Source organism: Amycolatopsis sp. NPDC033938 (genome assembly GCF_055575975.1).
Map to the genome: position 1 here is coordinate 640,446 of NZ_JBVIRO010000004.1, position 21,035 is coordinate 661,480.

General features: G+C 68.3%; 20 protein-coding genes and 1 tRNA gene. 12 read left to right on the plus strand and 9 right to left on the minus strand.

What is annotated here, in order from left to right; all coding sequences use genetic code 11:
* Window positions 1–9 precede the first annotated feature (9 nt).
* On the minus strand, window positions 10–1,767 hold the full coding sequence (locus ACZ5ZX_RS15770; RefSeq protein WP_465502685.1) for a GGDEF domain-containing protein: 1,758 nt from the start codon (window positions 1,765–1,767) through the stop codon (window positions 10–12).
* A 43-nt stretch (window positions 1,768–1,810) separates the two neighbouring features.
* Window positions 1,811–1,882: transfer RNA gene (locus ACZ5ZX_RS15775), tRNA-Gln, on the minus strand.
* Between the two features lie 174 nt (window positions 1,883–2,056).
* Here ACZ5ZX_RS15775 and ACZ5ZX_RS15780 point away from each other — a divergent pair.
* From ACZ5ZX_RS15780 to ACZ5ZX_RS15790, 3 genes are all read left to right on the plus strand, one after another.
* Entirely contained in the window at window positions 2,057–3,007 is a 951-nt protein-coding gene (locus ACZ5ZX_RS15780; RefSeq protein WP_465502686.1) for an acyl-CoA desaturase, read from the plus strand.
* A 98-nt stretch (window positions 3,008–3,105) separates the two neighbouring features.
* Window positions 3,106–3,699, plus strand: a complete 594-nt coding sequence (locus tag ACZ5ZX_RS15785; protein ID WP_061986295.1) for a TetR/AcrR family transcriptional regulator — start codon at window positions 3,106–3,108, stop codon at window positions 3,697–3,699.
* Between the two features lie 82 nt (window positions 3,700–3,781).
* Complete coding sequence (locus ACZ5ZX_RS15790; protein WP_465502687.1) at window positions 3,782–4,414, plus strand: LppU/SCO3897 family protein; 633 nt, start codon at window positions 3,782–3,784, stop codon at window positions 4,412–4,414.
* Window positions 4,415–4,417: 3 nt separating this feature from the next.
* Here the strand turns inward: ACZ5ZX_RS15790 and ACZ5ZX_RS15795 are convergent, their stop codons facing one another.
* Together ACZ5ZX_RS15795 and ACZ5ZX_RS15800 are read right to left on the minus strand one after the other, a co-directional pair.
* Window positions 4,418–4,810, minus strand: coding sequence for an NUDIX hydrolase (locus tag ACZ5ZX_RS15795; RefSeq protein ID WP_465502688.1), 393 nt, complete (start codon window positions 4,808–4,810; stop codon window positions 4,418–4,420).
* 3 nt (window positions 4,811–4,813) lie between these two features.
* Window positions 4,814–5,335 carry an isochorismatase family protein gene (locus tag ACZ5ZX_RS15800; protein WP_465502689.1) on the minus strand — a complete coding sequence of 174 codons (522 nt, stop codon included), beginning with the start codon at window positions 5,333–5,335 and terminating at the stop codon, window positions 4,814–4,816.
* Between the two features lie 32 nt (window positions 5,336–5,367).
* Between ACZ5ZX_RS15800 and ACZ5ZX_RS15805 the strand changes: the two genes are divergently transcribed.
* Complete coding sequence (locus tag ACZ5ZX_RS15805) at window positions 5,368–6,093, plus strand: SDR family NAD(P)-dependent oxidoreductase (RefSeq protein WP_465502690.1); 726 nt, start codon at window positions 5,368–5,370, stop codon at window positions 6,091–6,093.
* 359 nt (window positions 6,094–6,452) lie between these two features.
* Here the strand turns inward: ACZ5ZX_RS15805 and ACZ5ZX_RS15810 are convergent, their stop codons facing one another.
* The 3 genes from ACZ5ZX_RS15810 to ACZ5ZX_RS15820 are packed head-to-tail and all read right to left on the minus strand — an operon-like array spanning window position 6,453 to window position 9,478.
* Window positions 6,453–7,637, minus strand: coding sequence for a PQQ-dependent sugar dehydrogenase (locus tag ACZ5ZX_RS15810; protein ID WP_465502691.1), 1,185 nt, complete (start codon window positions 7,635–7,637; stop codon window positions 6,453–6,455).
* A gap of 21 nt (window positions 7,638–7,658) precedes the next feature.
* Window positions 7,659–8,315, minus strand: coding sequence for a response regulator (locus ACZ5ZX_RS15815; protein ID WP_465502692.1), 657 nt, complete (start codon window positions 8,313–8,315; stop codon window positions 7,659–7,661).
* Window positions 8,312–9,478, minus strand: a complete 1,167-nt coding sequence (locus tag ACZ5ZX_RS15820; RefSeq protein ID WP_465502693.1) for a sensor histidine kinase — start codon at window positions 9,476–9,478, stop codon at window positions 8,312–8,314. Before ACZ5ZX_RS15820 ends, ACZ5ZX_RS15815 begins: the two co-directional genes overlap by 4 nt.
* A 131-nt stretch (window positions 9,479–9,609) precedes the next feature.
* On the opposite strand from ACZ5ZX_RS15820, the gene ACZ5ZX_RS15825 reads away from it, so the two are divergent.
* A complete protein-coding gene (locus ACZ5ZX_RS15825; protein WP_465502694.1) occupies window positions 9,610–10,212 on the plus strand; it encodes a class I SAM-dependent methyltransferase in 603 nt (200 codons plus the stop codon).
* A 125-nt stretch (window positions 10,213–10,337) separates the two neighbouring features.
* On the opposite strand, the gene ACZ5ZX_RS15830 is transcribed toward ACZ5ZX_RS15825, so the two are convergent.
* Complete coding sequence (locus ACZ5ZX_RS15830; RefSeq protein ID WP_465502695.1) at window positions 10,338–11,102, minus strand: MmyB family transcriptional regulator; 765 nt, start codon at window positions 11,100–11,102, stop codon at window positions 10,338–10,340.
* 86 nt (window positions 11,103–11,188) lie between these two features.
* Between ACZ5ZX_RS15830 and ACZ5ZX_RS15835 the strand changes: the two genes are divergently transcribed.
* The 4 genes from ACZ5ZX_RS15835 (at window position 11,189) to ACZ5ZX_RS15850 (ending at window position 17,703) form a co-directional block, all read left to right on the plus strand.
* A complete protein-coding gene (locus ACZ5ZX_RS15835; RefSeq protein WP_465502696.1) occupies window positions 11,189–12,103 on the plus strand; it encodes an LLM class flavin-dependent oxidoreductase in 915 nt (304 codons plus the stop codon).
* Window positions 12,104–12,159: 56 nt separating this feature from the next.
* Complete coding sequence (mfd, locus tag ACZ5ZX_RS15840; RefSeq protein ID WP_465502741.1) at window positions 12,160–15,714, plus strand: transcription-repair coupling factor; 3,555 nt, start codon at window positions 12,160–12,162, stop codon at window positions 15,712–15,714.
* 67 nt (window positions 15,715–15,781) lie between these two features.
* On the plus strand, window positions 15,782–16,786 hold the full coding sequence (locus ACZ5ZX_RS15845; protein WP_465502697.1) for a hypothetical protein: 1,005 nt from the start codon (window positions 15,782–15,784) through the stop codon (window positions 16,784–16,786).
* The gene (locus ACZ5ZX_RS15850) at window positions 16,783–17,703 is read left to right on the plus strand and encodes a nucleoside triphosphate pyrophosphohydrolase (protein ID WP_465502698.1); all 921 of its coding nucleotides are present in this window, start codon (window positions 16,783–16,785) and stop codon (window positions 17,701–17,703) included. Before ACZ5ZX_RS15845 ends, ACZ5ZX_RS15850 begins: the two co-directional genes overlap by 4 nt.
* Before the next feature lie 506 nt (window positions 17,704–18,209).
* On the opposite strand, the gene ACZ5ZX_RS15855 is transcribed toward ACZ5ZX_RS15850, so the two are convergent.
* Complete coding sequence (locus tag ACZ5ZX_RS15855; RefSeq protein WP_465502699.1) at window positions 18,210–19,127, minus strand: NADP-dependent oxidoreductase; 918 nt, start codon at window positions 19,125–19,127, stop codon at window positions 18,210–18,212.
* Window positions 19,128–19,194: 67 nt separating this feature from the next.
* Here ACZ5ZX_RS15855 and ACZ5ZX_RS15860 point away from each other — a divergent pair, with 67 nt between their 5' ends.
* Genes ACZ5ZX_RS15860 through ACZ5ZX_RS15870 form a run of 3 tightly spaced genes read left to right on the plus strand, consistent with a single transcriptional unit; the run spans window position 19,195 to window position 21,020 of the window.
* Window positions 19,195–19,611, plus strand: a complete 417-nt coding sequence (locus ACZ5ZX_RS15860) for a winged helix-turn-helix transcriptional regulator (RefSeq protein WP_465502700.1) — start codon at window positions 19,195–19,197, stop codon at window positions 19,609–19,611.
* 54 nt (window positions 19,612–19,665) lie between these two features.
* Window positions 19,666–20,208: an RNA polymerase sigma factor gene (locus ACZ5ZX_RS15865; RefSeq protein WP_465502701.1), complete on the plus strand. Its 543-nt coding sequence runs from the start codon at window positions 19,666–19,668 to the stop codon at window positions 20,206–20,208.
* Window positions 20,205–21,020, plus strand: a complete 816-nt coding sequence (locus ACZ5ZX_RS15870; protein ID WP_465502702.1) for a zf-HC2 domain-containing protein — start codon at window positions 20,205–20,207, stop codon at window positions 21,018–21,020. Before ACZ5ZX_RS15865 ends, ACZ5ZX_RS15870 begins: the two co-directional genes overlap by 4 nt.
* Window positions 21,021–21,035: the final 15 nt, after the last annotated feature.

Consider the following 21,035-nt stretch of genomic DNA (forward strand, 5'->3'; position numbering starts at 1 on the left):
GCATTGATCCTACGTGGGGTGCTCGGAGTCCCACGCGGGGTCGGTCGGAGCATCCTCGCCGGGCCATCCGGTCACCGGATCGACGGCCATCGAGTTCACCGACGAAACCTGGTTCCCGCCGCCGCGTTTCGCCTGGTACATGGCCGCATCGGCGCGCGCCAAGACCTGTTCGGCCCGTTCTTGCGGGCGGAGTGAAACAAGGCCGACGGAGAGGGTGACGCCGTGCGAAAGGTGGTGCGGCAGAGATGCGACGGCATTCACAGAACGCCCCAGCGCCTGTTTCGCCGCCGAGGCCGGAGCCCCAGGTAGAAGCACGATGAACTCGTCGCCGCCGTATCGGGCGACGACGTCGTCGCCGCGCAGGGCGTCGCGCAGCGTGCTCGCGATGACACGGAGCACGTTGTCGCCCTCGGCGTGCGACTGCTTGTCGTTGACGTCCTTGAAACCGTCGAGGTCGACCAGCGCGACCGCGAGCGGCTGGGCGTCCGCGGACGAGGCCAGCGAGCGCAGCTTTTCGTCGAGTGCGCGCCGGTTCGGCAGCCCGGTGAGCGGATCCTGCAAAGCCTGCTGGGTGATCGCGCCGTGCTCGGCGGACAGGCGTTCGTGTTCGCGGCGCGCGTTGAGCGTGGCGATCTGCGATTCCCGCAGCGACCACATCTCCGATTCCAGGATGGTCGCGTAGTCGATCAGCGACTGGCTCGCGCCGGACGCGTAGTCGGGGGTGGTGTCGAGCCTGGCCAGCTCGCGGGCGAGGTTCAGCCGCATCGAAGGCAGTGAGCCGTCCTCGTTGTCCTCGCGGACCTCTTTGAGCACCTGCAGCGCGTCCTCGCGGCGGCCGGTGTTGTCCAGGCAGCGGGCCAGCGCGATGGCGATGATCTCGCGTTCGTGCGGGAACATCAGCTCCGGATGCAGGAGCGAGTTCAATCGTTCGATATGCGACGAATCGGGCGACGCCAGCGCGGCGGCCGCGGCGAGGACACCGACCTGGTCGATCGCGGGCACCCCGGCCTTGCGCGGGAACAGCGACTCGGTGAACGGGCCTTCCGCGGCCTGCGCCATCGAGGCCGCGGTGCGGAACTTGTCCGCTCCCTCGTCGTACCGCTCGATGCGTTCGAGCCGCAGCCCCCAGCCCAGCAGCATCTTGACCCGGTTGATCAGCTGGAGCGCGATCTCGTGCGGGCTCGCGCTGTCGCGGATCGCCTGCGCGGCGCGGGCGATGGCCTCCTCGGCCGCCTCGTAGACGCCGAGCTGGTTCAGCACGAGCCAGCAGTCCACCAGGGTCGAGGACAGCATCCGGTCCCAGTTGCGCCTGCCGACCTGGCGGTCCGGGACCGCGGAGTCGTCGAGGATGGCCAGCGCCCTGGCGATCTCGGTGAGGGCGGCGTCCTCCTGTTTGGCGATCACCAGCCGGCGTCCGCGCAGGGCGTGCGCGTCGGCCCGCATCAGCGCGAGACCGTGCCGCCTGGTGTGCGCGAGCATCTCGTCGAGCCTGGGTTCGGCTTCGGCGGCGAGGCCGCGGGTGACCAGCCTCGCCACCGCGGAGTAGCGCAGCAGCTGCGCGACCAGCAGCGGTTCGCCACGGCGCTGTGTTTCGTCGAGGAGTTCGTCGAGGCTGGTCACGATGTCGAGCTGCTCGGCGAAGGCGACGCGCTGGATGGCCGCACCGAGTTCGCGCGCGCGACCGTAGAGCCAGGCGTCGGACATCTCCGCAAGCGCCGGCCGCCTGCTACTGGTCGTCGGGTCGATCGCGTCCTCGGTCAGCCGCACACACCCCCACCGTTGAAAACGCCGCTGGTCATCTGTTCGTCTGCTCCGCCGCCAGGATTCGAACCTGAACTGTCAGAACCAAAATCTGAAGTGCTGCCGATTACACTACGGCGGATCGATCCTGGTCAGGATAGCCATGCCGGAGACGCCCGCGCGCGCCCGGGGGTTACCTCACGGCCGCGGCCTCTCCCCAGCGGGCGAAACCTCCTGTACCGTAACTTACGGCATCGTAGGTAAGGACACCCTTAGGGTCACCCTCAAGGGCTGCACGGAGAAAAGAAGTGACTGCATGACGGCTACCCTCGACCGTTCCCAGACGCCCGCGAAGGGCCCCAAGCCGGTTCTGGAAGGACACCGATCGAGCGGCGTGCAGCTCTCGGTCTACCTCGGGGTCATCTTCCCGCTCGCCGCGTTACTCGCGGCTGTCCCGTTCGCTTGGGGCTGGGGACTGACGTGGGTCGACGTCGGCCTGTTCGTGGTCTTCTACGCGATCAGCGGACTCGGTATCACCGTCTCGTACCACCGGTACTTCACGCACGGTTCGTTCAAGGCCAAGCCGTGGCTGCGCGTCGCGATGGCGATCGCCGGCAGCATGGCCGTACAGGGCCCCGTGATCACCTGGGTCGCCGACCACCGGCGTCACCACGCCTTCTCCGACCGTGACGGCGACCCGCATTCGCCGTGGCTGTTCGGGACGACACCGGTCGCCATCGCCAAGGGTTTCTGGCACGCGCACATGGGCTGGCTGTTCGACCGCGACCAGACCAACGCCGAGCGTTTCGCGCCGGACCTGGTGAAGGATCCGGCCATCAAGAAGGTCGACGACCTGTTCTGGCTGTGGAGCCTGCTCACCCTGGTGCTGCCCGGAATCCTCGGCGGCCTGATCACCTGGTCGTTCTGGGGCGCGTTGACCGCCTTCTTCTGGGCCGGGCTCGTCCGTGTCTGCGTGCTGCACCACGTGACCTGGTCGGTCAACTCGGTCTGCCACATGATCGGTGAGCGCCCGTTCGCCGCCCGTGACAAGTCGGCCAACTTCTGGCCGCTGGCGATCTTCTCCTTCGGCGAGTCGTGGCACAACCTGCACCACGCCGACCCGACCTCGGCCCGGCACGGCGTGCAGCGCGGCCAGATCGACATTTCGGCGCGGCTCATTTGGATCTTCGAGAAGTTCGGCTGGGCCCATGACGTGCGCTGGCCGACTCCGCAGCGCCTCGCGCGCATCGCCGCCGAAAGCAAATAGCGAGGTCGCGTTAGTCTTCTCGAATGGCGGGGAGACGGCGAAGCAAACGTGAAGCGGTCACCGGGGCGCGTCCAGTCGCCCCGGTGGCCCGGGTGCGCATGACGGGGACCGAGCGCAGGCAGCAACTGCTCAACGTCGCCAGAGCCCTTTTCGCGGAGAAGGGTTTCGAAGGCACTTCCATCGAGGAGATCGCGCATCGCGCGAACGTCTCCAAACCGGTGGTTTACGAGCACTTCGGTGGCAAGGAAGGCATTTACGCCGTCGTCGTCGACCGCGAAACGCAGCTGCTGCTCGACCGGATGGTCTCCACCCTCCACGGTGGGCATCCGAGGGTGATGCTGGAGCAGGCGGCGATCGCGTTGCTCTCCTACGTCGAGGATTCGCATGACGGTTTCCGCATTCTGGTGCGGGATTCACCGGTCGCGAGTTCGACGGGCACCTTCTCCACGGTGCTGAACGACATCGCCAGCCAGGTCGAGCACATCCTCGCGCAACAGTTCGCCGCGCGCGGCTACGACGAGAAGCTGGCCGCGTTGTACGCGCAGGCGCTCGTCGGGATGGTCGCGCTGACCGGGCAATGGTGGCTCGACGCGCGGAAACCGAAGCGGGACGAAGTCGCCGCGCATCTGGTGAACCTCGCCTGGAACGGGCTGTCCAATTTGGAGCACAAGCCCAAGCTGCGGGTGTACTGAGATCTGCGTCGCGTGGTCGTAACGTTTCCCGGTCCTTGAGCGCTAGGTCCCCCATAGAGATCATCTAGCTGGGGGAACCACCGTGGAAAACTTTCCCGCGCCCGCCGTGGAACAGATGTCGCCGAAGAAGAGAACTTGGCTCAAACCGGTCATCCGGCTGGGCATCTTCGGTGTCGTCGCCTTGATCGCGTTCTTCGTCGCGAATCCGTTCACGGCGTCGAGCACCGAGGTCGGTGCTTGCCTCAAGGGCGATATCAACGACGCGAGCAGCGTCAAGGGCGCCGATTGCGGGACGTCCGACGCGAACTTCAAGGTCGTGGGGAAACAGGACGGCAAGTCGGAAGTCGGACTTCGCATCTCAGGCGGCTTGGAATGCGACGAATACCCCAATGCGGACGCTTATCTCTTCCAAGGGAAGAAGGCGGCCACCGAAGGCGTGCTGCTTTGCCTGGAAGATCTCAAGAACCCTGGTCAGCGGCCGCCGGTCGTCGGTGACTGCCTTCCCGGCGACGCGGAAGAAGCGAAGAAGCTCGCGAAGGTCGACTGTGCCACGGCTGGTTACAAAGTGCTCGCCGTCGAGAAGAAGCCCGCGGTCGCTTTCGAGGACAACACCTGCGCGCAGGTTCCGTCCACCGACGCGAAGCTCTCCTGGCAACGATCCGGTGGCGCGTTGCCGCAGGAGCGGGTGCTTTGCCTGGACAAGCTCGAGCGCTAGCGGTCAGCGCAAAAGGCCGGTCTCCAGCAGGTGGTCGAAGATGATCTTGTCCACCGCGGAGACCCGGTCCCTGTCCGGGTAACCGAGCCACGCGACCTCGTCGATCTCGCTGCTGGCCGAGAGCGTTCCGGCGAAATCGGCGGTGTAGCAGGTCATCCGCACCACGACACCCGCCGTGTGCCCGTCGGCCTGCGCCTCGAAGACCCCGGCGGGTTCGATGCTCGCCGGGACGATCTCGACGGTCAGTTCCTCGCGGATCTCCCGGGTGAGCGTCTCGGCATCGCTTTCGCCGGCTTCGCGTTTGCCGCCGGGCAGGTAGAACACGGACTTACCGCGTGAGCGCGTGCTCAGGATCCGGCCGTCCCGCAGGTGCAGCCACGCGATCTTGTCGATCATGGTTCAGCCCAGCGCAGCGGCGGTCTCGGCGGTCGTGAGCACTTCGCCCAGCCGCGGGAACACCTTCGTGACCGCCGATTCGTGGGAGATCGCGGCGATACCCGCCATCGCGTCCGAAACGGCGATGGTCTCGTAGCCGTGGTCGATCGCGGTGCGCAAAGTCGATTCGACGCCGTACTCCGTGGCGATCCCGCCGAACACCAGGGTCTTCACGCCGAGTCCGCGCAGGAGTTCGTCGAGTCCGGTGCGGTAGAACGCGCCGATCGTGTGCTTCGTGATCAGGTGTTCGCCTTCGCGGGGTGCCAGTTCGGCGACCAGTTCACTGCCGGGCGGCTGTTCGTCGACGTCCGGCCGATGCGCCCGCACATGGACGATCGGTGCGCCTGCCGCGCTGAAGGCGTCGCGCAGCAGGACGGCGTTCGACACGACTTCGGTGCCTTCGATCGGGACGGTTTCGAGCGCGACGATCCGCGTCTGGAGGTCGATCAGGACGAGCGCGGTCGTCGCGGGGTCGATCTTCGTCATGCGGGAAAGCCTAGTGTCCCTATCCTGGAGATATGGGGAAGCACAGGGAAGTCGTGGTCACCGGCGGTGGAACGGGAATCGGGTACGCGGTCGCGGCGGCGTTCGCCGCGCAGGGTGACCGCGTCACGATCACCGGCCGCCGCGAACAGGTCCTCACCGAAGCCGCCACCTTGCTCGGCGCGAACCCGGTCCCGTTCGACGCGGCCGACCCGGACGCGGTGGAACGGGTGCTGGGGGAGCTGCCGGGACACGTCGACGTCCTCGTCAACAACGCCGGTGGCAACACCGATTTCCAGAACGGATCGGCCGAAGACCTGAAAGCGTTCGCCGCGAACTGGCAGGCCAATCTGGACGCGAACGTGTTCAGTGCCGTCCTGGTCACCCGCGCTCTGCGGGACAGGCTCGCTGACGGAGCGCGGATCGTCACCATCGGTTCCATCGCCGCCCGCACCGGAGCCGGTTCCTACGGTGCGGCCAAGGCCGCGCTGGAGGCCTGGAACGTCGACGTGGCAAGGGAATTCGGGCCGCGCGGGATCACCGCGAACATCGTCGCACCCGGTCTGGTCGGGGACACCGAGTTCTTCCACGGCAAGCTCTCCGACGAACGCCGCGCGATGCTGATCGGCAACACGCTGACCAAACGCGCCGGTGAACCCGCCGACGTCGCCGAAGTGGTGACGTTCCTGGCGAGCCCGGCCGCGCGGCATGTCACCGGCCAGATCGTCCACGTCAACGGCGGCGCGTACCTCGGCCGCTAGGCGTCGTGTACTTGTCCGGCCCTCGGTGGGGAGTTTTCTTGCCTGCCGCCAGCCACCGCGAGAGGGTCGCGAGCGCCACGCTTGAGACGCTGAGCGTCCCAGGCGAGGCGCATGAGGCATCCGCGCTCCTCATCTACGAGTCCCTCAAGGGTCCCTTCAGGACGACGCCCACGCTGCGACGATGATGGACTGGGGACTTTGAGTGACGAAACCTCGCGCATTATCCCAACGGGCGCTGGGGGCCTCGGCTCACCTGACCGGCGACTTTGCCGGGACCCTGGCAGGGAAGGAGACCTTCACGGACCAGGATGCACGACGGCAAAATGGCGGTTAAGCGGCCTGACATCGACCTTGACGGGCTAGACACCCGGGGTGACGCGCAGCAGTTTGTCGTCTTCGCCTTCCGAGGTCGTGATGTAGAGGGAGCCGTCCGGGGCGCTGCGGACGGCGCGCAGCCTGCCGAACTTGTCGTCGAACTCCGGCGGCAGCGTCACTTCGGTGACCTTGCCGGTGTCGTCGAGGCGGAACAGCAGCAGTTTCTGCCCCTTCAGCGCGGTCACGGCGAGGGAACCTTCGAGCGCGCCCCACTGCGATCCGGTGAGGAACTCGGCGCCGCAGATCGCCTCGGTGATCTCACCGGTCGTCCACAAAGGACGGACAGCGTCCGGGAACCGTTGCGTGTCGGTCATCGGCACGCTTTCGTCGTAGCTGGTCTCGGTGCCGCCTTTGGACGGATCCCAGCCGTAGTTCGCGCCCGCCCGTTCCAGGTTGACCTCGTCGTCGATGGTCGGACCGTGCTCGGCGGTGAACACCTGACCGGAGCCCGGCCGGACCGTCACGCCCTGGACGTTGCGGTGTCCGTAGGTGAACACGCGTTGTTCGTTCGGGTTCGCCGAGGTGATGAACGGGTTGTCCGGCAACGGGTTCCCGGTCTTCGCGTCGACACGCAGCACCTTGCCGCCGAGACTCGTGCGGTCTTGCGGATGCCGCGGGCGGGCGGTGTCGCCGGTGCCGACCAGCAGTGCTCCGTCCGCGCCGAACGTAGGACGGCAACCCGAATGCCTGCCGCTGGGGTTCACCGGCAACCCGGTCAGCAGGTCCTTGACCTTCGTGGCGTTCGCGCCGTCCTCGGAAAGGCGCCAGGTGACCAGCCGGATGTCGACGGCGTTGTCGCCTTCCTTGTGGGTCTGGCAGGTGATGAACTCGCGCGACGTCGCGAAGTCCTTGCTGATCACCATCCCCATCAGGCCGCCCTCGCCGCGCACGTGGACGTCGGAGAAGTCCGCGGTGACGTCGCGTTTCGTGCCGCCGTCGACCAGGGCCAGCTTTCCGGGGCGCTGGGTGACGAGGATCTTGCCGTCCGGCAGGAAGCCGACGTCCCAGCCGTGTTCGAGGCCGGCCGTCACCTGCTCGACCTTAAGTTTCGACACGGCGGGTTTCGAGGTGACCGGCGGCGCGCTCTGCACCGTCTCGCTCGACGCCCCCGAACACGCCGTGACCAGCAAGGACAGGGAAGCGAACGCGACGACAGCGGTAGTGCGCATGACATCAGCATGCCATCGCGCTCAACCCCCGGCGCGGACCAAACCGCTTTCGTAGGCGAACACCACGGCGTGGACCCGATCGCGCAGCGACAGTTTCGCGAGGATCCGGCCGACGTGGGTCTTCACGGTCGTCTCGCCGATGTAGAGCTTTGCGGCGATCTCGGCGTTCGCCAGGCCGCGCGCGATGAGTGAGAGAACGTCCCTCTCGCGTTCGGTCAGCGTCTCGAGCCGCGTGCTCGCGGTGGAATCCCGTACTTCTCCCAGGTAGCGGTCGAGCAGCCGTTTCGTCACCGAGGGGGAGACCATCGAGTCACCGCGAAGGACACCTCGGATCGCCACGAGGATCTCTTCGGCGGGCGCGTCCTTGACGAGGAAGCCGCTGGCGCCGGCACGCAACGCGGCATACGCGTATTCGTCGAGGTCGAACGTGGTGATCATCAGGACCCGGGTGCCGGGAAGCGACTTGCAGATCCGTTCGGTCGCCGCGACGCCGTCGAGTACGGGCATCCGGACGTCCATCAGGACCAGATCGGGGCGTAGTTCCTCAGCGGCTTCGACAGCCTCGGCGCCGTTGGTCGCCTCGCCGGCGACGGTCAGGTCGTCCTGGCTCGTGACGATCATCCCCATCCCGACCCGGACCAGCTCCTGGTCGTCGCAGATCAATACCTTCGTGGTCATCCCGCCTCCACCACCAGGCTCGCGGCGACCCGGTAGCCGCCGTCGCGGGTCGGTCCGGTGTCGAGGGTGCCGTGGAACATCTCGACGCGCTGGGTCATCCCGGCGATTCCCCGGCCGGACGACGGGAGCCGCGGCGCGACGGGTTCGGTCCCGCCCGTGTTCGTCACCTCGATCCGGACGTTCCGGCGGTGACCTTCGTGGCCGAAATCGATCTCGACCTGGCCGCTCGCGTCGCCCGGCGCGTGTTTGAGCATGTTGGTCAGCGACTCCTGGACGATGCGGTACGTCTGCAGCGCGGCGCTCGGCGGCAGCCCCTCGGCGTCGCCGGTGACCTGGAGATCCACGTCCCGTCCGCTCGCGCTGACCTGCGCGACCAGGTCGCGAAGCTCCGCGACGGTCGGCTGCGGGCTTCGGGCGGCCTCACCGGCATGGAGGACTTCCAGCAGGCGGCGCAGCTCGGCGAGGGCGTCGCGGCCCGCCTTGCCGATCGTGTCGAGTGTCCGGTCGACGACGTCGGGATCCTTGTCGCGCATGAGTTTCGCGCCCTCGGCGTTGACCACGATGACGCTCACGCTGTGCGCGAGGACGTCGTGCAGTTCGCGGGCGATGCGGGTGCGTTCCTCGGCGACGGCGGCACGGGCGCGGGCTTCCTGTTCGGATGCGGCCAGTTCCGCCTTCGTCTCCTCTTCCGCCGAAAGCCGTTGCCGCGCACAGAAGAACTCACCGAGCGCCCACGCCGCGACATGCAGCGGGAGCGTCACGACGATGGCGAGACCGGCTCCCTGGTCGGTGGTCACTCCCCAGCCGAGACCCCACGCGATGTCCAGCGCGACGATCCAGACGGCGATCAGCGCGGCGAACCGGCGGTTTCCCGCCCGGACCAGCGTGTAAAGCGCGACGGCCATCGCCAGCTCGCCCCGGCCGCGGTCGTAGGCCCAGATCTCCGTGGCGTACTGCGCGGTCACCCCGGCGACGATCAGCACGGCGACGATCTCGGGGTGACGCCGCCGCCAGAGCAACGGGACGAGGAAGAGATACGGCACCAGCAGGACGGCCTTGGGCACCGGTGACGACCCGGTCGGCGCGAGGAAGACGAACCACGCGTACAGGGGAAGGTCGGTCACCCACGGGTGGGCGCGGAACCGGTCGAGAAGCCATCGCACCGTTCGAACGTAACTTCGGCCGGTACGAACGCGCGTCGTCCTGGAGTACCGCCGGGGTCCTCCCACGGGAGTACGGACCCGGCCGACGTGGCCGACGCGGGGCCACGAGCACCGTTCCTAGCGTCGGGACCATGTCGATCACCAGGGAATTCTTCCGCCACCCCATCCTGACCGGAGCCGTCGCGGCCAGTTCACCGAAACTCGCCGAGGCCATGACCGCGGGCCTCGGACTGGAAAGCGCCGGGCTCGTCGTCGAGCTGGGCCCCGGAACGGGCGTGTTCACCGACGCCGTCGTCCGCCGCCTGCCACCGGGCGCGCGGCTGATCGCGGTCGAGATCAATCCGCGGCTGGCGCGGGAACTCCGGTCCCGGCATCGAGACGTCGAGGTCGTCGAGGGCTCCGCCGAAAACCTGTGTTCGTATGTGGACGAGGCCGCCGACGTCGTGGTGTCCGGGCTGCCGTGGACGGTCATGCCCGGCGAACGGCAGCTGCGGATCCTCGACCAGGTCACGGAAATCCTCGCCCCGCACGGACGGTTCACGACGTTCGCCTATGCGCACGCCGCCTGGACGTCGCCTGCCCGCCGGTTCGCCGCGGCGTTGCGGGACCGGTTCGCGGTGACCGGCCGGACCCCGTTGGTCTGGCCGAACCTGCCGCCCGCCTTCGTGCACCGCGCGGCCTTGCCGCAGAGGACGGGGAGGCGTAGTGGACAACCTGTTACGGCCGCTTCTTGAGGCGCCGCCGTGACGGTCGCCATCGACGCCGCGGTCGCCGGGGACCAGATCGCGTTCCAAGACCGGTGGGACCGCGTGGAGCGGGCCGTCGCCCGTTACGGCGTCCCTGTCGGCGCCGCCTTGGGTTAGCGGGTCAGGATCTCGGCGGTTTCGGCGTCGGCGGGCAGGAACGTCTCCAGTTTCAGTTCCGACACCGTGACGTCGGCGGCGGTCGCGAACGTCGTGATGGCCGTGATCAGCCGCAGTTCACCGGCCGAAGTGGACAGGCGCATCGGGACGGCGAACCCGAGATGATCCGGCCCTGGCGGACCGGGCTCCGGAACGTAACCTTCGAGTTCGGCCAGCAGCGCCGTGAGCCGTTCGTCGGGGGCGTGCGCGATCTCCTGCGTCAACCGCTCCAGGATGTGCCGGGCCCAGTCCGCGAGGTTCAGCACCCGCGGCGCCATCCCCTTCGGATGCAGCGCGAGCCGCAGGGTGTTGACCGGTTCTTCGAGCAATTCCGGCGCCACGTCCTCGAAGAGCAGGTCGAGCGCGTCGTTGCGGGCGACGAGGACGCCGTAGCGGTCGACCACGATGGCCGGGTACGGCCGGTGCCCGTCGAGCAGCCGACGCATGCCGTCGAGGACCGGCTTCACCGCGGGATCGTCCAGTTTCGTTTCGGGGAAGCCCGGCGCGAATCCGGCGGCGAGCAGCAGGCCGTTGCGTTCCCGCAGCGGGAGTTCGAGCGATTCGGCGACGCGCAGCACCAGGCCGCGGCCGGGGATCGACCGGCCGCCCTCCAGGAAACTCACGTGCCGCTGGGTGGTCCCGGCCCGCAGCGCCAGTTCCAGCTGGGACAGCCGCCGCCGCTCGCGCCAACCCCGGAGCGCGGGGCCGAATCCGGAAACCATGGTCGTCATCTTGGCCGAGTCGCGCGTGCCGCCGCCATTCCCTCGAAGGAATTGAGACGATTCCCTGCCGTGGAGATGCTTCCGGTATGAAATTCGGTCTGGTCATCCCCACCTATCGGTCCATCCTCGACGCCGGGCGCACCGCGCCGGAAATGGTCGCCATCGCGGTCGAAGCCGAACGCCTCGGTTTCGATTCGGTCTGGGTCGGCGACACCCTCGCGAAGGCGCCCATCGATCCACTGACGTTGCTCGGCGCGTTCGCAGCCAGAACCGAACGGGTCACACTCGGTACCGCCGCGCTGCTTCCGGCGCTGCGGGATCCGCTCCTGTCCGCGAACGCGATCCTTTCCCTCGATCTGCTCAGCCAGGGCCGGATCACGCTGGGGGTCGGCGCGGGGTTCGCGGGCCGCAGCGAACCCGAGTTCGCCTTCACCCGCGTGCCGTGGGAACGCCGCCGCGCCCGGCTCGACGACATCGTCGCCTTGTGGCGGCACGTCTGGAGTGGGAAGAGCGGTCCGTTCCACGGCGAAGTCCTGCGTTACGACACCCTTCCGGAGTACCCGGCGCCGTACCGTCCCGGTGGTCCGCCGGTGTGGCTGGCCGCGTTCACCCCGGGGGCGCTGGAGCGCGCGGGCCGGCTCTACGACGGCTGGCTGCCGTACCCGCCCGACGTCGCGGACTACACCGACGGGCTCGCGAAGATCCGCGAAGCAGCCGTACGGCCGGTGACGCCGGCGTTGTTCGCGACGGTGCTCATCGAGGATGACCCGATCAGGGCACGCGAGCGGCTGGAGGACTACGCGCAGCGGAACTACGGCGTCCCGCTGGACTTCGTGGAGAAGATCCAGGTGCAGATCGCGGGCAGCCGGGAACAGGTCGCCGCGAGGCTTCGCGAATACACCGACGCGGGTGCCGAACACGTGCTGATCCGCATCGCGACGCAGGAACCGGCCGAATTCGACGAGCAGCTTCCGAAGGTGGCCGAGACACTGGCCAGGTAATCGCGCGGCGGACTGTCGGTGGCCCCACGTAGGCTGGGACGGTGACAAACGCTCCATTGTCCGGACTCCTTCACTCCATCCTTCCCGATCCGGCCCTTCGCGGGGTCGTCGAGCGGGCCGGCGCCCCCTTGCTCGAACTACAGGGCGCGATCGCGACCCGGCAGCTGGTCGCGGCCGCCCTCGCCGCGGACGAGGGCGCCGGCCGCCCCGTGCTCGCGGTGACGGCCACCGGCCGCGAGGCCGACGAACTGACCGCTTCGCTGACGTCGTTCCTCGGCGAAGGCGCCGTCGCCGACTTCCCGTCCTGGGAGACGCTGCCGCACGAGCGGCTGTCCCCGCGGGCGGACACCGTCGGACGACGGCTGGAGGTGCTGCACCGGCTCAAGACCGGTGACGACGACCTGCGCGTCGTCGTCGCGACCGTGCGCAGCCTGATCCAGCCGATGGCGCCCGGACTGGGGTCACTCGCGCCGATCGACCTGGTCGTCGGCGAGGAGCAGAGTTTCGAAGGTCTGCTGGACAGGCTGGTCGAGCTGGCCTACACGCGGGTGGACATGGTCGAGAAGCGCGGCGAGTTCGCCGTGCGCGGCGGCATCCTCGACCTGTTCGGGCCGACGGCGCAGCATCCGGTGCGCGTCGAGTTCTGGGGCGACGAGGTCAGCGAGATCCGCGCGTTCGCGGTCTCCGACCAGCGGTCGCTGCCGGGGGAGATCCGGCACGTCAGCGCGCCGCCGTGCCGTGAGCTGCTGCTCACCGAGCCGGTACGCGCGAAGGCGGCCGAGCTGGCGACGGCCTACGAAGCGGACGCCCAGCTCACCGAGATGCTCACCAAACTGTCCGGCGGGATCCCCGTCGAGGGGATGGAAGCGCTCATCCCCGTGCTGTGCGAAGACGATCTGGAGCTGCTCACCGACGCGATGCCCCAGGGCACGCACGTGCTGCTGGCCGATCCGGAGAAGATCCGCGCCCGCGCGGCCGACCTGGTCCGCACCGGGCAGGAGTTCCTCGAAGCGTCCTGGACCACGGCCGCCGCGGGCGGTCAGGCGCCGATCGACCTCGGCGCCTCCGCGTACCGGGGCCTCGCGGAGGTCGCGAAGCACGCTCAGGAGACGAAGCGCCCTTGGTGGACGCTGACGCAGCTGGCCAGCGACGATCCCGACGTCTACCGCGTCTCGATCGAGGCCGCGCCGAACTACCGCGGTGAGGTCGAGCGCGCGACGACCGACCTGCGCGCGTATACGGCCGCGGGCGGGACGGCGGTGCTCGTCGTCGCCGGGCACGGCACCGCGGCACGCGCGGTCGAGCAGCTGTCGGCCGGTGACGTGCCGGCGACGCTGGCGGAGGGGCTCACCGGCCCGCCGTCCGCCGGTGTGGTGACGGTGACCTGCGGCGGTCTGTCGGACGGCTTCGTGTCGCCGGAGCGCGCGCTGGTCGTGCTGTCCGAGTCGGATCTGACCGGACGCGGCTCCGGCGCCGGAACGTCCACAAAGGACTTCAGCACCAAGATGCCGTCGCGGCGCCGCAACGCCGTCGACCCGCTCGCCCTCAAGGCGGGCGATTACGTCGTGCACGATCAGCACGGCATCGGGCGGTTCGTCGAGATGGTGCAGCGCACCGTCGCCGGCGCCACCCGCGAATACCTGTTGCTGGAGTACGCCTCTTCCAAACGCGGACACCCTGGCGACAGGCTGTTCGTGCCGACCGACCAGCTCGACGAGGTCTCCCGCTACGTCGGCGGTGAGCTGCCGACGCTGAACAAGCTCGGCGGCTCCGACTGGAAGAACACCAAGGCCAGGGCGAAGAAGGCGGTCAAGGAGATCGCCGCCGAACTGGTGCAGCTCTACGCCGCGCGGCAGGCCGCGCCCGGGCACGCGTTCGGACCGGACACCCCGTGGCAGAACGAACTCGAGGACGCGTTTCCGTTCACCGAGACCAACGATCAGCTCGCCGCGATCGACGAGGTCAAGGCGGATATGGAACGCGGCGTCCCGATGGACCGGGTCATCTGCGGCGACGTCGGCTACGGCAAGACCGAGATCGCGGTGCGCGCGGCGTTCAAGGCGGTGCAGGACGGCAAGCAGGTCGCGGTCCTGGTGCCCACGACGCTGCTCGCGCAGCAGCACCTCAACACCTTCACCGAACGGATGAGCTCGTTCCCGGTGAAGATCAGGGGCCTTTCGCGGTTCACCAACAAGACCGAGTCCGACGCGATCCTGGAGCAGCTGGCGTCCGGCGACGTCGACATCGTGATCGGCACGCATCGCCTGCTGCAGACCGGGATCCGGTACAAGGACCTCGGCCTGGTGATCGTCGACGAGGAGCAGCGGTTCGGTGTCGAGCACAAGGAGCACATCAAGGCGCTGCGGACGCACGTCGACGTCCTGACGATGTCGGCGACCCCGATCCCGCGGACGCTGGAGATGTCGCTCGCCGGGATCCGTGAGATGTCCACGATCCTGACCCCGCCCGAGGACAGGCACCCGATCCTGACCTACGTCGGCGCGTACGACGACAAGCAGGTCGGTGCGGCGATCCGGCGTGAACTGCTGCGCGACGGCCAGGTCTTCTACGTCCACAACAGGGTTTCCTCGATCGAGAAGGCCGCGAAACGCCTTCGCGAGCTGGTGCCGGAGGCGCGCGTCGTCACCGCGCACGGGCAGATGAACGAGGACAAACTCGAGAAGATCATCGAGGGTTTCTGGGAGAACGAGTACGACGTGCTCGTCTGCACCACGATCGTCGAGACCGGGCTGGACATCTCGAACGCCAACACGCTGCTGGTGGAACGTGGTGACCTGCTGGGCCTCGCGCAGCTGCACCAGCTGCGCGGCCGGGTCGGGCGAGGCCGCGAGCGGGGGTACGCGTACTTCCTGTACCCGCCGGAGGCGCCGCTCACCGAGACGGCGCACGACCGGCTGGCGACCATCGCGCAGAACACCGAACTCGGCGCGGGTATGGCCGTCGCGATGAAGGACCTCGAAATCCGCGGCGCGGGCAACATCCTCGGCGCGGAGCAGTCCGGGCATATCGCGGGTGTCGGTTTCGATCTGTACGTGCGGCTCGTCGGCGAGGCCGTCGACGCGTTCCGGCGGCACGCGGGCGCGGACACGCCGGAGGAGGAAGAACTCGCCGACGTCCGGGTCGACCTCCCGGTGGACGCGCATATCCCGCACGACTACGTCCCGGGGGAGCGGCTGCGGCTGGAGGCGTACCGCAAGATCGCGGCCGCGCCCGACCAGGCCGGGCTCGACGCGGTGCGCGAGGAACTGATCGACCGCTACGGCCAGCCGCCCGCGCCGGTGCGGCGGCTGCTCGCCGTCGCCGCGTTCCGGCACCACTGCCGGGCGGCTGGCGTCACCGAGGTCGCCGTACAGGGCACGTCGATCCGGTTCGCGCCGCTGCCGCTGGCCGATTCACAGCTGGTGCGGCTGAAGCGCTTGTATCCCAAGGCTCTCTTCAAGGCCGTGACGAACACGGTTTCCGTGCCGAAGCCGACCGAGGGCGCGGCCGGTGGCCGCATCGGCGCGCCGGCGCTGCGGGACGAGGAGCTACTGGACTGGTGCGCGAAACTGCTGACGAATCTGATGAAGTCACCGGCGCCCGTCGCGTGACCGACCGAAATCCCGAGCTACAACCTGGTTCTCTCACCGAGGCCGGTATGAGAGGGTATGCGCTGTGATGCGGATCATGGGGCGCCGTCGCGCGCTGGTCGGGGTTCTTGCCGGTTCTCTCCTCCTCGCCGGATGCAATGCCGGACCGGGGCAGGTCGGCGCGGCGGTGATCATCGACGGCGCGTCCGTCTCGGTGGATCGCGTGCAGCAGATGATCGACAAGGCCGTCCGTGAACATCCGTACGGGGCGCAGCTCGCCAAGGAGCACAAGCTCGATCTCGTCGGCCGGGAGATCGTGCGGCAGGAGATCCTCCACGAGCTCACCGAGCGCGCCGCCCAGCGCGAGGGGATCCGGGTCGACGAGTCCCTCGTCGTGGCCGCGCTGCAGAAGGATCCGCTGGCGGTGCCGATGGAGGCCAAGCAGCAGGACGCCCCGGAGACCAGCGTCGAGCAGCTCGTCGCCCGCGTGCGGGATCATCGCGAAGCCCTGATCGACGCCGCGCTGCAGAGCCAGCTCGGGCTGAAGTACCTGGACAAGCTTTCCGTCACGTTCGATTTCAGCTCGGTCTCGTCGACCGACGCCACCGGTGGTGACGCGGACAAGCTGCGTGACCAGGCGATCGAGAAGGCGCGGCGCTTCGCCGCCTCGCCGAACGCCGCCGCCGAGCTGATCGCGCAGGACCAGCAGACGGCCGACACGCAGGCCGGCGCCGGCCAGAAGCTGCCGGCGATGCAGTCGCCCGCGACCGCGGCCACCGTCCTGTTCGGTATCCAGCCCAACACCGTCGCGGCGTTCCAGCCGTCACCGCAGCAGCCGCTGTGGGTCGTCGTCGTGATGCGTGAGCGGTCCGCCGACAAACCCGTCGCGTCGGATCAGGCCACCCAGCCCAGTGCTCAGCAGCTGGCCAAGGTCGGTGTCCGGCTCCTCCAGCCGTACCTCGACCAGGTCGACCTCAAGGTGAACCCGCGTTACGGCGTATGGGATGTTGTGGAGATGAACCTCGCGGCCAACGAAGCTTCGAAGAAGGGCATCGTGCTGCCTGTGCACGGTGTCACCCCGCAACAGCGGTGAGCACTGCCGTAGTCGTGGTCGCCCGCGGGGCGACTCTGCCCGCCGCGGCACTCCCGATCTTGCGAAGCAGCGATGCCGTGTACGCGGCGTCCGACGTCGATCCCGCCGTTTTCGGCGTGCCCCCGCTCGGTGACGCACAGGTGCGCGACCTCGTGCTCATCGCCGGTTCGCGAAGGGAACCGAAAGCGGCGGCGCTGATCAGGTCCGGCGCGCGGGTGCTCGAAGCGCCCATTGCCCCGCTCGTCGAGGCCGCCGAGGTGATGGACCGCCTTCGTTCGCCGGGTGGCTGTCCGTGGGACGCCGTGCAGACGCACGAGTCGCTGCGCCAGTACCTGGTGGAGGAGACCTACGAGCTGCTCGACGCCATCGAAGAAGGCGATCGGGCCGCGCTGCGCGAGGAACTCGGCGACGTCCTGCTGCAGGTGCTGTTCCACGCGCGGGTGGCCGCCGAGGACGCGGGAGATCCGTTCGGGATCGACGAGGTCGCGGCCGACCTGGTCGCGAAACTCGTCGGACGTCACCCGCACATATTCACCGACGCCCCGCCGGTCGAGAGCGTCGATCACCAGAACCTCAAATGGGAAGAACTGAAACAGGCCGAAAAGGGCAGGCAATCCATTGTGGATGGCGTCGCGCTCGGTCAGCCCGCCGTGGCACTGGCCGGGAAGCTCGGACAACGCAGTGGCCGCGCCGGGATCCCGCTCGACCTGTTCCCCGAAGGTTCCGACGCGGCGGCCCAGTTGTTCCGGGTGGCCGCGACCGCTCGCCGAGCGGGCGTCGATCCCGAAGGTGAGCTTCGCGCCGTCGCGAAACGGTTCGCGCGCGACATCCGCGATGCGGAACAGGCCGCCCGCGACGCCGGTCTGGAACCGACGACGCTCGAAGCCGACGGCTGGCGCAAGTTCTGGCCGAGCTGACTGGTCAATATCGCGTGACCAGTTCGATGCCGCGAAGGTCCCCTTAATTGCCGTGAAGGTAGCGAAGGGGAACCCGCATTTGGGTACCTACGCCTGACCTGTACGAGCACGACCGGTGGACCGGAGACCGAGCGGGGAAGATTCCGGACGCTCAACGTCCGGAATCTTCCCCACCCGGACCGCGTCGGCGACCCGCACAAGCTCCACACCAGTAGGTAGACAAATACGAGTTCCCCAAAGGGGCTTTCGCGACATGGCGAGAAAACCGCTGCTCCAGCGTCGAGGCGTGATGTCCTGAAGGACCCCGTTGAGACCGTCAACGTCCCAAAGGGGTCCTTCAGGACCCGCCACATTTGAGCTACCTCTCAATAACACTCACGCCCTGGGCTCGGAACCAGGCATGCAGGCATAAAGCGAACTCTGCGTCGCCGCAAAAGCGGCCTACGTGGACGTTCCGCGCGGCCGGCTCTGTGGTCCACACCAGCACCACCCATTCGGCTTACCTCTCAAGAAATGGCCAAGACGAGTTTTCCGCGGACGCGGCCGGACTCGCTGAGTTCGTGAGCCTTCGCCGCTTCTTCGAGCGGTAGGACGTCCGCGACCGAGACCCGCAGTGAACCGGCGTCGGCCAAAGTGGCGATTTCGGCCAGATCGGCTCCGGACGGGGAGACGAAGAACTCGTCGAATCGGAGACCGAGTTCCTCGGCCTTCCGCCGGACCTCCGTCCGGTCCGGACCGTGCCCGACGATGTCGATCAGCGAACCGCCCGGTTCGAGGATGTCCAGGGAACGAGGACCGTAATCGCCGGAGATCGGGTCCAGTACGACGTCGACGACCTGCGATTTCGCAAAATCGCTGGTCGTGTAGTCGATGAGTTCGTCCGCGCCGAGGTCCCGCAGGAACGCGTGCTTCGCCGCCCTCGCGGTCCCGATGACGTACGCACCGCGTGCCTTCGCGATCTGGACGGCGAGATGGCCGACGCCACCCGCCGCGGCGTGGACGAGGACCCGGTGTCCTGGGCCGACCGGGAAGATCCGGGTCAACGGCTGCCAAGCGGTCAGCGCCGCGATCGGGAGGGCGGCCGCGTGGACGTGATCCAGACTTTCCGGTTTCAGCGCGACGAGGTCCTCGCTGACCGCGACGTACTCGGCGTACGAGCCGTTCGGCGGGAAAGTGACGCCGTAGACCTCGTCCCCTGGCCTGAATCGAGTCCCCGCGGAGACGACCACACCTGAGAAATCGAGTCCCACGGTCAGCGGCAGTTCGCCGATGACCAGCCCGTTCCTGATCTTCCAATCGGCCGGATTCACCCCAGCGGCGTGGACACGCACCAGGATCTGACCGTCACCTGGAACGGGTGTTCCGGTTTCGGCGACGTGAAGGACGTCGGGCCCGCCGAAGGAGACCTGCTGGATCTTTCGCATGGAAACGAGCATGTCGGCTTTGGGTACCCGTTGAGAAGTAGGCACCCTAATGGTATCTAGGTACCTCATGGGTACCTTCGCTGAGCGGCGGATGTTCGAAGAATGGGTGGCTGTGCACGGGCGCAACTGCCCCTCTCGCACGGTCATCGAAGTCCTTGCGAACAAATGGGCGCTGTATGTCCTCGGCGCGATCCGGCGTTATGAGCGGCCGATGCGGTTCAGCGAACTTCGCCGTTTGCTCGACGGGATCACGCAGAAGATGCTGACCCAGACGTTGCGCTCGCTGGAACGGGACGGGCTGATCCGGCGCGAGGTTTTCCCGACCGTCCCGCCGAGGGTCGAGTACGGCCTCACCCCGCTGGGCGTCGACGTCGGACGGCTGACGAACGCCGTCGCCGAATGGGCGGTCGAAAACGTCGACCAGATCTTCGCCGCGCGCGCCGCCTACGACCGGAAAGCGAACGAAGCCATCAAGCCGTTGTGACGTGGCACACAATCGAGTGAGAACCGTTTCCGCGATCCCGACGTCTTGCCGGTTGTGAAGGGAACGGAACCGGACGAAGCGCAACTCGTCCGCCGCACGGCGAAGGGTGACCGAGCGGCGTTCGAGGAGCTTTACCGCCGCACGTCGCCGTGGCTGGCCGTGCGCCTGCGCCGTCGTTGCGCCGACGAGCAGATCGTCGCCGAGGTGATGCAGGAAACCTATCTCGCGGTTTGGCGCGCGGCGGGCGCGTTCGCCGGTTCGGCCGTCGGCGGGAGCGCTGTCGGCTGGTTGTGGACTATCGCCGCGCGCCGGCTCGTCGACGCTTTCCGCCGCCGGGCGCGGCACGCGCAGCCGCTGCCGGTCGCGGAAACCACCGTCGCGCCCGCCGCCGAGGACGAGGCGCTGGCCGGGTCGGTCGGCGACCACGTCGGCGACGCGTTGCGCCGGCTCGCTCCCGAACTACGTCAGGTCCTGCAGGCCATGGTGCTCGACGGGCTGACCGTCCGCGAGACCGCAGTCCTGCTCGGCCTGCCGGAGGGAACCGTCAAAACCCGCGCCAGGCGGGCTCGGATCGCGATGCGGGAGGCGCTGTCGTGAACAAGGAACACGTGTCCCACCAGCTCCTGACCGGTTACGTTCGCGGAGACGACGGCCTGGCCGGCGACGAAGTCTGGGCGGTCGAAGCCCATCTGGAGTCGTGCGCGGAATGCCGGGGGCGGCTCGCCGCGCTCAGCATGCCAACGGTGACGGCTCTGGTGGACGACGTCTGGACCGGACTCGGCCCGAAGCTGGCCGAAGCGGGACCACAGCCGATACGAAGCCGGTGGGCAGGGCGGCTGCACACCTGGGTGACGCCGGTGATGCTGCCGTGGCTGCTGATGATCCTGCTGATCCCGGGAATCGGCTTCGCGCTGGACTGGATCGGGTTCAGCAAGAGCGAGGACTTCTCGTTCGCCCAGCTCTTTTCGCCGGTGCTGCCGGTGCTCGGTGTCGCGGTGTCGTGGTCCAAGGGCCTCGACCCCGCCTACGAACTCGTCACTTCCTCGCCGAGGGGCGGCCTCTACCTGGTGCTGCGCCGGACGACGGCCGTCCTCGCCGTCGTGCTGCCGACCCAGGCCCTCACGGGCTGGCTGAGTGGCGCCGGATTCGGGCTCGGTCTCCTGCCGAGCCTGGCCTTCACCACCGGGACGCTCGCGCTCGGCGGGCTGATCGGGGTGACGCGGGCGGCGTACGTCCTCGCCGGGATCTGGGTGGCGGTGATCCTGGCGCCCGCGGTGGCTTCCGAAGGGCGGGCCGCCGCACTCGAACCAAGGCTTCTTCCGGTGTGGGGCGCGATCTTCGCGCTGACCGCGGCCGTGGTGGCGTTCCGGCGGAACGCCTTCGGCGTGCTCACCGGAACCGAACGATGAACGAAGGGGAGAACA

Bases quoted from the DNA above. Each gene is read 5' to 3' on its own strand.
- ACZ5ZX_RS15860 (WP_465502700.1), top strand. From the start codon at position 19,195: ATGGGTACCTTCGCTGAGCGGCGGATGTTCGAAGAATGGGTGGCTGTG.
- ACZ5ZX_RS15855 (WP_465502699.1), bottom strand. From the start codon at position 19,127: ATGCGAAAGATCCAGCAGGTCTCCTTCGGCGGGCCCGACGTCCTTCAC.
- ACZ5ZX_RS15845 (WP_465502697.1), top strand. From the start codon at position 15,782: ATGCGGATCATGGGGCGCCGTCGCGCGCTGGTCGGGGTTCTTGCCGGT.
- ACZ5ZX_RS15835 (WP_465502696.1), top strand. From the start codon at position 11,189: ATGAAATTCGGTCTGGTCATCCCCACCTATCGGTCCATCCTCGACGCC.
- ACZ5ZX_RS15805 (WP_465502690.1), top strand. From the start codon at position 5,368: ATGGGGAAGCACAGGGAAGTCGTGGTCACCGGCGGTGGAACGGGAATC.
- ACZ5ZX_RS15785 (WP_061986295.1), top strand. From the start codon at position 3,106: ATGACGGGGACCGAGCGCAGGCAGCAACTGCTCAACGTCGCCAGAGCC.
- ACZ5ZX_RS15810 (WP_465502691.1), bottom strand. From the start codon at position 7,637: ATGCGCACTACCGCTGTCGTCGCGTTCGCTTCCCTGTCCTTGCTGGTC.
- ACZ5ZX_RS15825 (WP_465502694.1), top strand. From the start codon at position 9,610: ATGTCGATCACCAGGGAATTCTTCCGCCACCCCATCCTGACCGGAGCC.
- ACZ5ZX_RS15780 (WP_465502686.1), top strand. From the start codon at position 2,057: ATGACGGCTACCCTCGACCGTTCCCAGACGCCCGCGAAGGGCCCCAAG.
- ACZ5ZX_RS15830 (WP_465502695.1), bottom strand. From the start codon at position 11,102: ATGGTTTCCGGATTCGGCCCCGCGCTCCGGGGTTGGCGCGAGCGGCGG.
- ACZ5ZX_RS15800 (WP_465502689.1), bottom strand. From the start codon at position 5,335: ATGACGAAGATCGACCCCGCGACGACCGCGCTCGTCCTGATCGACCTC.
- ACZ5ZX_RS15815 (WP_465502692.1), bottom strand. From the start codon at position 8,315: ATGACCACGAAGGTATTGATCTGCGACGACCAGGAGCTGGTCCGGGTC.
- ACZ5ZX_RS15795 (WP_465502688.1), bottom strand. From the start codon at position 4,810: ATGATCGACAAGATCGCGTGGCTGCACCTGCGGGACGGCCGGATCCTG.